Here is a 14,611-nt window from a genome sequence, read left to right as displayed (position 1 = left end):
CGCCGCCATATCCCCACGCCACAACAGTTTTGAACGGAGCAGTTTTGAACGTCATTGGATCGCCCATGAGCCGCAGGACCCTTTTCCGCACAGCAGGTGCCGCAGCCCTCGCAGGGGCGCTTCTCGCCCAGGCGGGGCCCTCTTTTGCAGCGGATGGCCTGCCCGAGCTCATTGCACGACGACGGCAAGTGCTCACCGGTGGCCGCAGCGCAGCTGACATTCCGGAACTTGCCGGACAACTCGATGGCATGGGCGCCACCACGGAAAAGTGGTGGTCATCCATGGACAAAGCGCCAGTGCGGACCTCCCTCTGGAGCGACCTCCCGCTGACGGGCATCGGACAGTCCGCCACTGCGACCAGTAACCTGGGCCTGCACTTCAACCGCCTTTATGACATGGCATTGGGCTACGCCGTGGCCGGCACCCCGTACGCGGGGAATCCCCAGCTGGCCGCCGACATTGTTGCTGGCTTGAAGCTCCTCAACGACACTGCCTACAAACCCGGGATGCGCGCAGCGGGCAACTGGTGGTTCTGGGAAATCGGCGTGCCCCGCAAGACAGTGGACATCCTGACCCTGGTGCATGCCGAAGTACCGGAAGCCCTCCGGTCATCCCTGCTCGCGGCGGTCCGCTGGTTCGCCCCAAACCCGAATTGGCGTGGTCGTGCTACATCCCTGGCGGAGACCGGCGCCAACCGCGTGGACAAATCCCTGGCCTGCTGCATGCGCGGCATCCTGGACAACAACACAGAGGAGATCGCCTTGGGTCGTGACGCCCTGAGCGATACCGTCCGTGGCGGCACCAACAGCGTTTTTACCTACGTCACCAGCGGCGACGGCTTCTATACGGACGGCTCGTTCGTTCAGCACAGCTACCTGCCCTACGCCGGGACTTATGGTGTGGTGGCGCTGGCGGGAATCGCCGAAATCATCGCCATGCTCGGTGGAAGCACATGGGCCATCAACGATCCCAGGCAGTCAGTGCTCCTGGACGCCGTGGAGAACACGTACGCCCCGTTCGTCTGGGACGGCAGAATCATGGATACCGTCCGCGGGCGGGCTGTCTCGCGGCAACGTGAACCCGACTACGTCAGCGGCTTCGGCTTGATCTCGGCTGTGCTCCTGTTGGCTCCCGGATGCGAGGAGCCCTACCGCTCCCGTTTCCTGGCGTTGGCGAAGGGGTGGCTGGAACGCTGTGCCGACCAGAAGCTCGTGGGCCACCCCACACAGAGCCTGGCCAAGTCCCTGCTGTCCTTGGCCGTTCTCTCCAATGCCTCCGTGACAGCCTCTCCGGCCCCGGTGTACAGCCGAATGTTCGCTGACCAGGACCGCCTGGTGCACCACCGGCCACAGTGGGGCTGCACAGTGAACCTCTCCTCCAAACGCATTGGCCGCTACGAATGGGGCAACAGCGAAAACAACCTCGGCTGGTACCAGGGCGACGGCATGACCTTCGTGTACACCCGTCAGGACCCCTCACAGTTCAGTGCGGACTTCTGGCCCACAGTGGACCCCTATGCCCTTCCCGGAACCACCGTCAATGACGAGGCCCGTGCCAGCGGAGCGGGCGGAGCCGGCACCGGAATCCCCCGCGCTTACCAGGCCTTCGCCGGAGGGCTGACTGTCGATGGCCGCTGGGGCGTGGTCGGCATGGACCACCTCAACCACAACAAGACGCTATCCGGGCGGAAATCGTGGTTCTTCCTTGACGATGCCGTGGTGTGCCTTGGATCAGCCATCACCGGGACGGGCGGCGCCGCCGTGCAGACCACGATCGAGAACAGGTCCTTCGCCGTGGGTTCAGTACCTGCGTTGAGAACAGATTCCCGCAACCGCAGCATGGCTCCGGGCGATGCTCCCGTCGCGCTTAAGCGTTCCCTTCATATCGAGGGGCACGGAGGTTACGTCTTCCTGGACTCCCCGGGTGTTTCGGGCACGCCCGAGGTTGCCGTGGTGCGCCGGACCGGCAGCTGGTACGACATCAACTCCGGGGCAGACACCGGAGGGAGCGCAGATCCTGTGACCCGGGACTTTGTCACAGTGACCCATCGCCACGGCCACGATCCGGCCGGCTCAGGTTATGCGTACATGGTGCTGCCCGCTGCAACGCACGATGCCACGTTCTCGCAGTCGGCCAATCCTTCAGTGAAGGTGCTGGCCAACTCGGCGGTTGCCCAAGTACTGGGCGTGGATAAGGACGCCCTGGTGTTGGCCAACTTCTTCGCACCAGGCAGCGCGGCGGGCTTCACGGTCTCCGGTCCGTGCACCCTTGCCACCCACCAGAGCAACGGGAAGCTCACGGTGTCCGTGGCAGATCCCTCGCGCACTCAAAGCAGCCTCCGGATCACGGTTCCCGGCACCTGGACCACGATGATCAGTGCCGACGAAGGCGCAACCCTGATCGGCGGCAACACCATCGAAGTCCAGCTCGACGGACACGGCCACCAGAAGAACCTGACGCTCGGCACCTAGGCGGGCGCCGCCGTCGAGCACTCACTGGAACCTACGCCCCCAACTTCGACGCCGAGTTCGCGGGAACGCTGCGAGATCGCGCGCAAAGCTCCCGCGAACTGGGCGGGTTCCCGCGAACTCGCGGCGGCGTGCCAAGGCAAAAAAGAGGCGGGTCGGGGGAATTGAACCCCCGGCCCGCCTCTGTGCGTGAAGCGTGAAACTTACGCGTTGGCCTTGATGGCCTTTGCCAGGACCTCGAGGCCGTCGATCAGCAGTTCGTCGCTGATGACCAGCGGCGGGAGCAGGCGGATGACGTTGCCGTAGGTGCCACAGGTCAGGATGATGACACCTTCCTGGAGGCAGGCGGCTGCAACGGCCTTGGTGAGCTCGGCGTTCGGTTCCTTCGAGCCGGCCTGGACCAGTTCGATGGCGAGCATGGCGCCACGGCCACGGACGTCGCCAACGACCGAAACTTCAGAGGCCAGTTCGCGGAGCTTGCCCAGGGCGAGTTCTTCAATGTGGCGTGCGCGGCCGTTGAGGTCGTGCTGTTCCATGGTGTCGATCGCGGCAAGCGCTGCTGCACAGGCAACCGGGTTGCCACCGTAGGTGCCGCCGAGGCCGCCCGGGTGAACGGCGTCGAGCAGGTCGGCGCGGCCGGTAATAGCGGACAGCGGCATGCCGCCGGCGATGCCCTTGGCCATGGTGATGATGTCCGGGACAACACCTTCGTGATCGACGGCGAACCACTCACCGGTGCGGCAGAAGCCGGACTGGACCTCGTCGGCGATGAAGACGATGCCCTTTTCCTTGGCCCACGCGGACAGCGCCGGCAGGAAGCCCTCGGCCGGAACGATGAAGCCACCTTCACCCTGGATGGGTTCGATGATGATCGCGGCAACCTGGTCGCCACCGATCTGCTTCTCGATGGCGGTGATGGCGCGCTTGGCTGCCTCGGCACCGGTGATTTCCGGGTTCTCTTCGCGGAACGGGTAGCTCATGGGCATGCGGTAGACCTCGGGCGCGAACGGGCCGAAGTTGGTCTTGTACGGCATGGCCTTGGCGGTGAGTGCCATGGTCAGGTTGGTGCGGCCGTGGTAGGCGTGGTCGAAAGCTACGACGGCGTCGCGGCCGGTGGCCAGGCGGGCAACCTTGATGGCGTTTTCCACGGCTTCGGCGCCGGAGTTGAACAGCACGGTGCGCTTGGCGTGGTCGCCCGGGGTGAGGCGGTTCAGCTGCTCGGCAACTGCAACGTAGCCCTCGTACGGGGTCACCATGAAGCAGGTGTGGGTGAAGTGCGCGGCAGCTTCCTGGACAGCTGCGACGACGGCGGGGTCGGAGGCGCCGACACTGGTCACGGCGATGCCGGAGCCGAGGTCGATGAAGGAGTTGCCGTCGACGTCGCGGATGATGCCGCCGTCGGCGTCTTCTACGTAGACGGGAACGCCCGAGGCGACGCCGGCAGCAACGACGGCGGAGCGGCGCTCAGCCAGTGCCTGCGACTTGGGGCCGGGGAAGGCGCCGTTGATGTTGCGCTTCTGCTCGATGCGGTACGAGAGTTCGTTCGCGGTGGTGGTCATGAGGGGTTTGCCTTTCTAAAAAACGGGGAAATTCTTATGCGACAGCGCTATGCATCCAGTGCAGACATCACGTGCTTGATGCGCGTGTAGTCCTCGACGCCGTACATGGAGAGGTCCTTGCCGTAGCCGGACTGCTTGAAGCCGCCGTGCGGCATCTCTGCCGTGAGGAGGATGTGGGTGTTGATCCAGACCGCACCGAAGTCCAGGTCGCGGCTCATGCGCATGGCCGTGCCGTGGTCGGTGGTCCACACGCTGGACGCCAGGGCGTATTCGACGTCGTTGGCCAACTCGAGCGCTTCTTCTTCAGTGCTGAACTTCTGCACGGTGATGACCGGGCCGAAGGTTTCCTTCTGCACGATGTCATCGGTCTGCTTGGCACCGGTGATGATGGTGGGCTCGAAGAAGAAGCCCTTCTCGCCCGCGCGGTGTCCGCCGGTGACGATCTTGCAGTTCGCCGGGAGGCTCTCCACCACTGAGGTCACTGCGTTGAAGTGGTTGATGTTGTTCAGCGGGCCGAAGTAGTTGTCTTCGTCATTCTGCGAACCGGTCTGCAGGGTTTTGGTGTGTTCCACCATGGCTGCCACGACGTCGTCGTGCACCGAATCCTCGATGAGCACCCGGGTGATGGCGGTGCAGTCCTGTCCGGCGTTGAAGAAGGCGAACTCGGCAATGGCGGCGGCGCTCTTCTTGATGTCGGCGTCCTTGAACACGATCGCGGGAGCCTTGCCGCCAAGTTCCAGGTGGGCACGCTTGAGGCCCTTGGCTGCGCCGCTTGCAACAGCGATGCCTGCACGGACGGAACCGGTGATGGACACCAGTCCGGGGACCTTGTGGTCAACCATCATGGCGCCGGTCTCGCCGGTACCCAGGACAACGTTGAGCACACCGGCGGGGAAGATTTCTCCGGCCAGGCGGGCCAGGACCAGGGTGGATTCGGGGGTGGTGTCCGAGGGCTTGAGGACAACGGTGTTGCCTGCGGCCAGGGCGGGACCGATCTTCCAGATGGCCATGAGGAACGGGTAGTTCCACGGGGCAACCTGGGCTACGACGCCGATGGGTTCGCGGCGCACGTAGGAGGTGTGGCCCTCGAAGTATTCGCCGGCGGACTTGCCTTCGAGCAGGCGTGCGGCGCCGGCGAAGAAGCGGAGCTGGTCTGCACCAGCAGCGACTTCCTCGGAGGCGATGAGCGAACGGACCTGGCCGGTGTTGCGGTGCTGTGCCTCAACGAGTTCGTCGCTGTGGGCCTCGACGGCGTCGGCGAGCTTGAGGAGCATGAGCTGGCGCTGGCCCGGGGTGGCTTTCTTCCACGACTTGAAGGCCTCGCTTGCTGCGGACATGGCTGCGTCCACATCGGCCTGCACCGAAATGGGAGACTTGGCGACGATTTCCCCGGTGGCGGGGTTCACGATGTCCAGCAGACCCGTACCTGCCGGCGTGACGAATTCGCCATTGATGAAGTTCTGCAAGGTTTGAACCACGGTGTGCAACCCTCTTTCGGTGTCTGGGCATGGGTTTTAGCTGATCAGAGCCTATGCCAGGGAGGTGGTCCAAGGAATAGTCAGCTGCACACACAAGGCCACCGCGCTTAGTGCGCTTGACCAGCACCGGGTTACGCTTTAACCATGGCCCTGTCCCTTGCTTCGCTCGTCGCTGTCCCGTCCTTGAAACTCCGGCAGGCCGGCCTTGCCGAGACCACCTGGAACCAGGACATCAGCTGGGTCGCGGTGACCGAGCTGGAAGATCCGCAGCGCTTCCTCAGCGGCGGTGAATTGGTGCTGACCACGGGCCTGCGGCTCAAGAGCGCGGCCGACCAGCGGCGCTTCGTCCGCCAGGTCCAGCGGGCAGGCGCCGTGGGGATTGGCTTCGGCATAGGCCTCACGCACGAGTCCGTTCCCGAAGCACTCATCGCGGAGGCGAACCGGTGGGGGCTCCCCCTGGTGGAAGTCCCGTACGAGATCCCCTTCATCGCCATCGGAAAGCTCGTGGCAGAGTCCCACTCCGCCGACCATTATTCCAACCTGGAACGCCTCCTGGCCGGCCACCAGATCCTGGCCCGCGCACTCCTCACAGGCGGTGGCCTGGCCGAACTCCTCAAACAGCTCGGCAGCATGCTGCGCACGGACGTCGTTCTCACGCAGTTCAGCGCCCAGCTCTACAACAGCGTTCCCGGGAAACCGGCTCCTAATGCTGACGGCTGGGCCTCCTATCCGATTCCCACCGGCCGCAGGGATGCCTGCACGCTCTGGCTCCGCCAACCGTTCATTGACTCGGGAATCGTCAGCTATGCGCAGAACCTCATCAGCGTCGAGCTCAACAACATGGTCAAGCAGCGGCAGGCCCAGCGCGCCATGGCCGGCCAGGTGTTGGACGACGTCATCCACGGCACGCTGGAAACCATCGAGGCGGCCCGGCGTTTGGCAGGGGTCGGCATCAACAGCACCCGGAAGAACGTGGTGCTGGTTGCTGAATCCACGGCACACCACAAGCAACTGGTCAGCATCTCGCTGCCCCAGGCGCTGGAAGGTGGCGTGAGCGCCGTCGTCGGGAAGGATTTGGTCACCGTCATCAACGACGACGGCAGCTCGGCCACCGCCCTTGCCAAGAGCCTGAGCGACCACCTCCAGGAGGCCGGCATCCATGCCGTGATCGGCATCGGCGGCGCCTACACCAAGCCGAACGGCCTGCGCTGGAGCTACTTCGAAGCGCGCGACGCCGTGGCGCACGGCTTGCCCGTCAACGAGCCTGAGCGGCTCAGCCTGACTTCCTTGCTACTCGCGAGCGAGGACGTGCCCCTGGCGGACATGGCGAGCGAGTCGCTTACTCCCCTGCGCAAGTTCGACGCCGCCCATGGAGCCGAACTCGTTGCCACGTTGGAGAGCTACCTGAACCACAACGGCTCCGTGGCGGCTGTGGCCGAGGCCTTGACGCTGCACAGGAACACGGTGCGCTACCGGCTGGCCCAGATCACCGAGCTCACGGGCTACGACCCCTCCCAAACCCAGGACCGCGTGCAACTGTGGCTGGCGTTGGCGGTCCAGCGCCTGGGGTCGCGCAACCCGCGGTAAAAGCGCACGACGGCGGCACGCGGCTGGGCGTCTCACTCGCCAGGGAGCGGCGGACCATGGGCTGACCGGAGAGATTCGCCACAAAAGTGTAGACATTAGACGTCAAACGTCTAACCTTTAGATATGGCTACGACGACTCCACTCACGACGACAGGAAACATCCCTACGATCTCCCCCGCCGGTGCTGCCCCGAGCGCAGCGAACACCGGCGCCAAGGCATCCAAGTCCCGTGTCGTCGTCGTGGTTGGCGTCATCGCCGTCGTCCTCATTGGCCTGAACCTGCGCGCCGGGATCACCAGCGCGGCCGCCCTGTTCCATGAGCTGCAGCAGTTCCTCGGTTATGGCGCCTTGGTGGCCTCGATCCTGCCGTCCATTCCCTTGCTGTGCTTCGCGGTTGCCGGTCTTGGGACTTCCTGGCTGACGCGCCGGGTGGGCGTCGAGAAGGCCATCTTCATCGCGCTGGCACTCCTGGCAGCCGGCCTCTTGGTCCGCGGCGTTCCCGCGACCGGCGCACTCCTGGGCGGCACCGTCCTGGCCATGTCCGGGTTGGCGGTGTGCAACGTCGCCATGCCATCGCTCATCCGCGAGCACTACTCGGACCGCACCTCCATGATGACCGGCGTCTACACCTTCACGATGTCCGGCGGCGCCACGTTCGCCGCGGCCGTCAGCGTGCCTCTCGCGCAGCAGCTCGGCTCGCCGTCCATGGGCCTGGCTGCGTGGGGCCTTCTGGGCGTCGCTGCCCTGCTCGGCTTCCTCCCGGTTGTCCTCCACAGCCACCGCAACTCGGCCAAGACAGACCGTCCCCGGGTTTCCATGTGGCCGCTCCTGAAGACCCGTCTGGGCCTCCTGATCACCGCGATCTTCACGTTCCAGGCCTTCCTGGCCTATGCCGTCATGAGCTGGTTCGCCTACATCCTTACCTCCCAGGGGCTCAGCGCTTCCGAAAGCGGCCTGCAGTTCGGCGTGATGCAGTTGGTCTCGGTTGCGGCGGGCATGATCCTGCTGACGATCGGGTCCCGCCCCGGCATGCTGCGCCCCGCTTTGTACCTTGCCAGCAGCTCCACGCTGGTGGCCATCGGCACCATGCTCTGGTTGCCGACGTCGTTAGCCGTGGTTCCTGCCATTCTGTTCGGCTTCGGCCTGGGCATCTTCCCGCTGGTGCTGGTGATCATCAGCCGGAGCGGAGGCTCGACGGCAGAAACCACCGCGCTCTCCACCATCGCCCAATCGCTGGGATACTTGATTGCGGCAATCGGTCCCTTTGGCATGGGACTGCTCCACAGCGCCACCGGTGGCTGGGTGCTGCCCTTGAGCCTGCTGTCCATCGTGGCCGTGGCGCTCATGGTCACCTGCCACCTGCTCACCAGCAAGCGCACAGCATCGAAGACCCAACCGAGGACAGCATGACCCTGACCCCTTCGCATCGCCCGGTCCTTGCCGAGGAGATCACCGCAAAGCTGCGGGACATGATCAAGACCGGCGAGTGGCCGCTGCAGGAACGTATCCCTGCAGAGCCTGAGCTCATGGCCACCTTGGGTGTTTCGCGCGGAACGCTGCGGGAAGCCATCAAGGCCCTGGCCCACTCCGGGATGTTGGAAGTACGCCGCGGCGACGGCACCTATGTCCGGGCCAACAGCGAGATCTCCGGCGCAGCCCAGCGCATGTACAAGGAGCACACCCAGGAACACATCGTCGAGGTAAGGTTGGGTCTCGATACCCAAGCTGCCCGGCTGGCAACAAAGCACGCCACGGCTCAGGACATCGCCGAGATGCGCCGCCTCCTGGCACTGCGCCACGATGCCTGGCTCGCCCAGGACTACCCCACCTGGGCCACTGCGGACTGGGAATTCCACGAACGGGTTGCCTTGGCCTCCGGCAACCCCCTGTTGCACCAGCTCTACGTTTCCTTTGGGGGCGTCTTCCACAACGATCTCCTCCGCCAGCAGCGCACGGACGGCTTCAACGGCATCCCGCGCGAAGGCCACGACGAACTCGTTGATGCCTTGGAAGCCCACAACCCTGAGGCCGCCGTTTCCAGCGTGTACCGGAACCTGGACTTCTGCGCGGACAAGACGCCGCTGCAGTTCTGAGAAGGACGTTGCGTGCCCGCTATTCCGTTGTTGCCCAACAACGGAACAGCGGGCTTTCGACGTCCTAGGGAGTCAATCCAATTCCCGCAGCGGCAGCATCCTTGAACCGGGCATCGATGAGCACCACGTCGTGCCCCGCACGGTCCAACAAACTCGCGGCAACGCTGGCCCGGTAGCCCGTGGCGCAATGTACCCAGATCCTGCTTTCGGGCAGTTCGGTCATCCGGCCAAGAAGTTCATATACGGGCACATTGACGGCATCCTGCACATGTGAAGCCTCGAACTCATCAGGCCTTCGGACATCCAGCACCACATCGTTCTGAGCACGCTCCTTCAGGAGCAAACCCCAGTCGCCGTGAGGGTAACTGGACCGCGAGGCTCCCGGCGCCAACGTTTCGGGTGAGTGCCCGACGGCGGTATCCGGACTTTCGACGCCGATCCTCGCCAGGTCCCGGATCGCCTTTTCCACGTCATCGTGTGATCCGAGGAGCGTGAGTGGCTGGTTCCAAGGGATCACCCAGCCAAGATAGCTGGTGAAGTTGGAACCATTCCCGTACTCAAAGGCCACGCTGCCCCGCAGATGGTCCTCCGCGAAAGCTACCCGATGCCGGAGGTCCACCACCCACTCTCCCGCGTGCAGCCGACGCGCCAGTTCGGCGGGCTCCACGGATTCCGGAACATCCAGGTTCACCGGCGCCGGACCTGCGGCGTTCAGCGGGCTCATGTGGGCGTAGTACGCGGGGTAGGCGGTGATGTTCTTCAACAATTCCGCCACAAAGTGCTCTTCGCTCGGGTCGGTGAGGGCGTGGTTGGTCTCAGCCTGCTCGGCCAACGTGGACGAATCCTGGTGGCTCGCCGGCCCGATGGAACAGAACGATCCGAAGCCGTGCGTCGGGTAGAGCGCGGCTTCCGGGGTTGCAGCGGCAACGAGTTTCCGCACTGAGGAGTACTGGGCGTGGGCCAACGTTTCTGTGTCGCCCGGAGCGACCAGGTCCGTCCGTCCAACCGAGCCGTACAGCAGGCTGCCGCCGGAAAACACGGCCTCCGTGCCGCCGTCGTCCGCTGCGTCGCGCACCACGTACGCCAGGTGGGTGTGGGTATGTCCGGGAGTTGCGACCACCCGCACCGACAGGCGTCCCACTGAGAACACATCCCCGTCCGCCACCGGTGTCCGCGCAAACGAGACGTGGTCCGCAGCGTTGACCACATACGAGGCACCGTGTTTCTGCGCGAGAGCCAGGCCACCGGTGACGTAGTCGTTGTGGAGGTGGGTCTCAGCCACGTGGCTAATCCGGACACCCGCGGCAGTGGCCGCCGCTTCGACGCGGTCGATGTCGCGCTGGGGGTCGATCACCAACGCCACGGAGCCGTCGTGGACCAGGTAGCTGCGGTCCCCCAGCTGGGGTGTCTCGATCACGACGACGTCCATACCCCCACCTTAAAACAACGCGGGGTCACTTATGGCCCATCCGGAGGCTCCGGACCGGCCATAAGTGACCCCGCGTTGGTCTTAGACCTGGGCGGATACACCGTCGCGGGAGATGTTCACCATGTCCTCGCGCGGTACAACCTTGATGCGCTCACGGGTCACCTCAACGCCGTGCGAACCGCCGGCTTCGGTGGCCGCTGCGCCGAGGGCGAGCTCGTGGGCGTCCAGCGCCAGCCAGCCTTCCCAGCTGGTGAACTTCACGCCGCGGGCGTCGAGCAGATCCACGACGGCCTCTGCCGCGGGAACCTCGGCGACCGGCAGGTTTTCGCGGTCCTCCAGCAGGTACGTGACGGTTTCCAGGGCATCGCCCTTGGTGTGGCCGATGAGGCCGACGGGCCCACGCTTGATCCAGCCCGTGGCGTAGAGGCCGGGAACGTGCTGGCCGTCGGCATCCAGGACGCGGCCGCCGTCGTTGGTCACGACGCCCTTCTTGTGGTCGAACTCGACGTCCGGCAGGGCCGAACCGAAGTAACCGATAGCGCGGTACACGGCCTGCACCGGGTAGTCGATGAACTCGCCGGTGCCGCGAGCGTTGCCCGTGCCGTCCAGTTCGGTGCGCTCGAACTTGATGCCGGCAACCTTGCCCGGAGTCTCTGCGGAGTCCACGATTTCCACGGGGCTGTGCAGGAAGTGCAGGTGCAGGCGGCGGGAAGCCGTGAGCTCGGAGAGGTCCTCGGGCTGCTCGGCGATCCAGTTGGTGAGCGTGCCAACCATGGTCTTGGTCTGGTTGTTGGTCTGCACCTGGCGGTCGGACTCTTCGTCGAACTCGAAGTCCTCGGCGTAGAGGATGATGTCGACGTCCTTGGAGTGCGAGAGTTCGCGGAGCTCCAGCGGGGTGAACTTGACCTGTGCCGGGCCGCGGCGGCCAAAGACGTGAACGTCGGTGACCGGGGAGTTCTTCAGGCCGGCGTAGACGTTGTCCGGGATTTCGGTGACCAGGAGGTCATCGGCGTGCTTGGACAGGACGCGGGCGACGTCGAGCGCCACGTTGCCGTTGCCGAGCACCGCGATTTCCTTGGCGTCCAGCGGCCATTCGCGGGGAACGTCCGGGTGGCCGTCGTACCAGGAGACGAAGTCGGCGCCGCCGAAGGAACCCTCAAGCTCGATGCCGGGGATGTTCAGGTCGGCGTCCTTGATGGCGCCGGTAGCGAAGATCACGGCGTCATAGTGCTTGCGGAGGTCCTCGATGGAGATGTCCGTGCCGTAGTCCACGTTGCCGAAGAAGCGGATGTCGCCGCGGTCCAGGACCTTGTGCAGGGCGTTCACGATGCCCTTGATGCGGGGGTGGTCCGGGGCAACGCCGTAACGGATCAGGCCGTACGGCGCCGGGTAGCGGTCAAAGAGGTCAATGCTGACATTGAGTTCGCCGCTCTTGACGGCTTCGCTCTTGGTCAGGATGTCTGCAGCGTACACGCCAGCCGGGCCGGAGCCGATGACGGCGACGCGGAGCGGACGGTCCGCAGAACCTACGGGGGTGCTAATTGACACGGCTGTGTTCCTTCTTCGTTTCAGTTGATGCGGACGCGGGGACGGTTGGGGGTAATGGTGCTGTAGTCAGCGGTCTTGAAGTGCTCCGGCGCAAAGGGGCTCACACGGACAACATCGCCGATCACAATGACCGCCGGATTGGCCACACCGACGGCTTCCGCTTGGTCCGCGATGCTTCCCAAGGTGCCGATGGTTACGCGCTGATCCGGCAAATACCCGTTCTCTACGATACCTACTGGAGTATCCAAAGGCAGACCCGAGCCTGCCAGAGCAGCCGCGGAATCACGCAATTGGGCCACGCCCATGAGCAACACCACAGTGTGATCGGGCCGTGCCGGGACTTCGGACAGCTCCTCATGGCCGGTGACCACACTGAAGCCCTTGGCCAAGCCACGGTGGGTCACCGGGATGCCGGCGGCCGCGGGAACCGAGATCGCCGACGTCACGCCGGAGACCACTTCAACCTCGACGCCGTTCTGCCGGCAGAATTCTGCTTCCTCGCCGCCGCGGCCCAGGACATAGGGGTCGCCGCCTTTGAGGCGGACCACCCGGTTGCCCTTGAGGGCCTCCTCCACGAGGATGCGGTTGATCTCCAACTGCGGGACGGGGTGGTGGCCCGGGGTCTTGCCGACCTCGATCACGCGGACGTCGGGAGCCAGCTCTTTGAGCAGCTCACGCGGACCAAGACGGTCAGCGACCACGACGTCGGCCTGGCCCAGCAAGCGACGGCCGCGGACTGTGATGAGTCCCGAGTCGCCGGGACCACCGCCCACCAAAGCAACGGAACCAATGGAACGCGTGCTGTCCGCCTTCCGGTGCCGGCGCAGCGGCAGATCACCGGACTCCAGGGCAGTAGCAACAGCGTTCCGCAAGGCCATGGCGCGGCGCGGGTCTCCCCCGGCGTTGATGGCGATCTTTACGTCATCGACCACAGCGACAGCGGGAGTCCAGGCGGCTGAGGCCTCGTGGTCGGAAGCATTGACGCACCAGATGCGCTGCGCCTCGGCGTCGGCAGCTACCTGGGTGTCCACAGCGGAAGTGCCGGTAGCGGTCTGAACGAACCAGACGCCGTCGAGGTCCGACGTGCGGTACTCCCGGGGCTCCCAGCTGAGGAGCCCGGACGCCGCCTGCGAACGAAGTATTTCGGTGGCAACGGGAGCGACCACGGTGACCTTTGCACCGGCGTCGAGCAGTCCCTTGGCGCGACGCTGCGCGACGGGTCCACCGCCCACAACCAGCACCGGGCGGCCGAGCAGCCTCAGCGCAGTGGGGTAAATGTCCTGTATTGCCATGAAAAAACTGTAGGGCGGCGCCGTAATATGCTTCAAAGGACCAGACACAACCAGTAACGCTGGGTAATCCAGCGTCACAAAAGGTTTCACGACAATGAGCTGGTTAGAAGACCGACCAGCCCGTGCGTGTGGTGAATTCATCCAACGCGGCGACGCCTGCCACGGAGTTTCCGGAACGGCCGAGGCCGGGACTCCACACGCTGATGGCGCACTTGTTCGGGACCACGGCAACGATCCCGCCGCCCACACCGCTCTTGCCCGGCAAGCCCACCCGGTACGCGAACTCCCCGGCGGCGTCGTAGGTTCCGCAGGTGAGCATCACCGCGTTGATCCTCTTTGTCTGCGCCGGTGACAACAGGAGGCTTCCATCGGCTCCCAAGCCGTTGGAGGCCAGGAACCGGGTAGCGAGCGCCAAGTCCTCGCATGTCATGGCCAAGGCGCATTGCTTGGCATAGGAATCCAGGACGTCCTCCACGGGGTTTTCAAGGTTGCCGCAGCTGGCCAGGAAGTGCGCCAAGGAGGCATTGCGGTGGCTGTTGTCCAACTCCGATGAGGCCACCCGGTGGTCGGTATCGATGCTCGTGTTGCTGCTTTCCTGCCGCATCAGATCCCGGACAGCGTGCGCGGCGTTGCCCGTCAGGCTCAGGAGCCTGTCCGTCACCACGATCGCGCCGGCGTTGATGAAGGGGTTCCGGGGAATCCCGTCCTCGCTCTCCAGCTGGACCAATGAATTGAAGGGGTTGCCCGAGGGCTCGCGGAAGACACGCTTCCAGATGTGGTCCCCGTCGGAAGCCAGCACCAAGGCGAGGGCGAACACTTTGGAGATGCTTTGGACGGAGAACTCGACGTGGGCGTCACCGGCTGAGAACAACTCACCGTCCTTGGTGACCAGCGATATCCCGAACTGATATGGATCCACTGCCCCGAGCTGGGGGATGTAGTCGGCCACATTTCCTTGGCCCACATGCGGTTCGACTGCTCCAACGATGTCCTCGAGGAGATTCTGAATGTCCATTGTTACCTTTACTGGCTTCGTCAGCCCCCTCCTCATTGAAGGGGCTTACACGTGCACCCGCTGCGTTCCCACGGTGTTCCCGAAGTGTTCCCGCAGCGAGGCACAGCCAATAAGAGTACCGGCGTTTCAGGACCTCCGTGGA

The 14,611-nt window shown here is 64.7% G+C and carries 10 protein-coding genes; 4 read left to right on the top strand and 6 right to left on the bottom strand.

Features of this window, described 5'->3' with window-relative positions; genetic code table 11:
- Positions 1-65 precede the first annotated feature (65 nt).
- Entirely contained in the window at positions 66-2,471 is a 2,406-nt protein-coding gene (locus FDP28_RS03955) for a polysaccharide lyase 8 family protein (RefSeq protein ID WP_144659306.1), read from the top strand.
- 200 nt (positions 2,472-2,671) lie between these two features.
- On the opposite strand, the gene gabT is transcribed toward FDP28_RS03955, so the two are convergent.
- Positions 2,672-4,027, bottom strand: coding sequence for a 4-aminobutyrate--2-oxoglutarate transaminase (gene gabT, locus FDP28_RS03950; RefSeq protein ID WP_144659305.1), 1,356 nt, complete (start codon positions 4,025-4,027; stop codon positions 2,672-2,674).
- 47 nt (positions 4,028-4,074) lie between these two features.
- Positions 4,075-5,505: a gamma-aminobutyraldehyde dehydrogenase gene (locus FDP28_RS03945; protein WP_144659304.1), complete on the bottom strand. Its 1,431-nt coding sequence runs from the start codon at positions 5,503-5,505 to the stop codon at positions 4,075-4,077.
- Positions 5,506-5,649: 144 nt separating this feature from the next.
- Between FDP28_RS03945 and FDP28_RS03940 the strand changes: the two genes are divergently transcribed.
- The 3 genes from FDP28_RS03940 to FDP28_RS03930 all read left to right on the top strand — a co-directional run bounded on the left by FDP28_RS03940 (position 5,650) and on the right by FDP28_RS03930 (position 9,185).
- A complete protein-coding gene (locus FDP28_RS03940; protein WP_144659303.1) occupies positions 5,650-7,092 on the top strand; it encodes a PucR family transcriptional regulator in 1,443 nt (480 codons plus the stop codon).
- A 123-nt stretch (positions 7,093-7,215) separates the two neighbouring features.
- Positions 7,216-8,502, top strand: coding sequence for an MFS transporter (locus FDP28_RS03935; protein ID WP_144659302.1), 1,287 nt, complete (start codon positions 7,216-7,218; stop codon positions 8,500-8,502).
- A complete protein-coding gene (locus FDP28_RS03930) occupies positions 8,499-9,185 on the top strand; it encodes a FadR/GntR family transcriptional regulator (RefSeq protein WP_144659301.1) in 687 nt (228 codons plus the stop codon). The genes FDP28_RS03935 and FDP28_RS03930 overlap by 4 nt, the downstream gene beginning before the upstream one ends.
- Positions 9,186-9,249: 64 nt before the next feature.
- Here the strand turns inward: FDP28_RS03930 and FDP28_RS03925 are convergent, their stop codons facing one another.
- The 4 genes from FDP28_RS03925 to FDP28_RS03910 all read right to left on the bottom strand — a co-directional run bounded on the left by FDP28_RS03925 (position 9,250) and on the right by FDP28_RS03910 (position 14,469).
- The gene (locus FDP28_RS03925; RefSeq protein WP_144659300.1) at positions 9,250-10,614 is read right to left on the bottom strand and encodes an MBL fold metallo-hydrolase; all 1,365 of its coding nucleotides are present in this window, start codon (positions 10,612-10,614) and stop codon (positions 9,250-9,252) included.
- Between the two features lie 81 nt (positions 10,615-10,695).
- Complete coding sequence (locus FDP28_RS03920; RefSeq protein ID WP_144659299.1) at positions 10,696-12,162, bottom strand: FAD-dependent oxidoreductase; 1,467 nt, start codon at positions 12,160-12,162, stop codon at positions 10,696-10,698.
- A gap of 20 nt (positions 12,163-12,182) precedes the next feature.
- Positions 12,183-13,454 carry a uroporphyrinogen-III C-methyltransferase gene (gene cobA / locus FDP28_RS03915; protein ID WP_144659298.1) on the bottom strand — a complete coding sequence of 424 codons (1,272 nt, stop codon included), beginning with the start codon at positions 13,452-13,454 and terminating at the stop codon, positions 12,183-12,185.
- Positions 13,455-13,557: 103 nt separating this feature from the next.
- Positions 13,558-14,469: a glutaminase gene (locus FDP28_RS03910; RefSeq protein WP_144659297.1), complete on the bottom strand. Its 912-nt coding sequence runs from the start codon at positions 14,467-14,469 to the stop codon at positions 13,558-13,560.
- Between the last annotated feature and the right edge of the window lie 142 nt (positions 14,470-14,611).

It is taken from the genome of Paenarthrobacter nicotinovorans, assembly GCF_007670255.1.
In the GTDB taxonomy this organism is placed as follows: domain Bacteria; phylum Actinomycetota; class Actinomycetes; order Actinomycetales; family Micrococcaceae; genus Arthrobacter; species Arthrobacter nicotinovorans_B.
Note: the sequence above shows the minus strand (reverse complement) of the source record. Positions and strands in the feature narration are given on the sequence as shown.

Excerpts from the sequence above, each read along its gene's own strand:
- FDP28_RS03955 (WP_144659306.1), top strand. The coding sequence starts at position 66 with ATGAGCCGCAGGACCCTTTTCCGCACAGCAGGTGCCGCAGCCCTCGCA.
- gabT (WP_144659305.1), bottom strand. The coding sequence starts at position 4,027 with ATGACCACCACCGCGAACGAACTCTCGTACCGCATCGAGCAGAAGCGC.
- FDP28_RS03940 (WP_144659303.1), top strand. The coding sequence starts at position 5,650 with ATGGCCCTGTCCCTTGCTTCGCTCGTCGCTGTCCCGTCCTTGAAACTC.
- FDP28_RS03935 (WP_144659302.1), top strand. The coding sequence starts at position 7,216 with ATGGCTACGACGACTCCACTCACGACGACAGGAAACATCCCTACGATC.
- FDP28_RS03930 (WP_144659301.1), top strand. The coding sequence starts at position 8,499 with ATGACCCTGACCCCTTCGCATCGCCCGGTCCTTGCCGAGGAGATCACC.
- FDP28_RS03925 (WP_144659300.1), bottom strand. The coding sequence starts at position 10,614 with ATGGACGTCGTCGTGATCGAGACACCCCAGCTGGGGGACCGCAGCTAC.
- cobA (WP_144659298.1), bottom strand. The coding sequence starts at position 13,454 with ATGGCAATACAGGACATTTACCCCACTGCGCTGAGGCTGCTCGGCCGC.
- FDP28_RS03910 (WP_144659297.1), bottom strand. The coding sequence starts at position 14,469 with ATGGACATTCAGAATCTCCTCGAGGACATCGTTGGAGCAGTCGAACCG.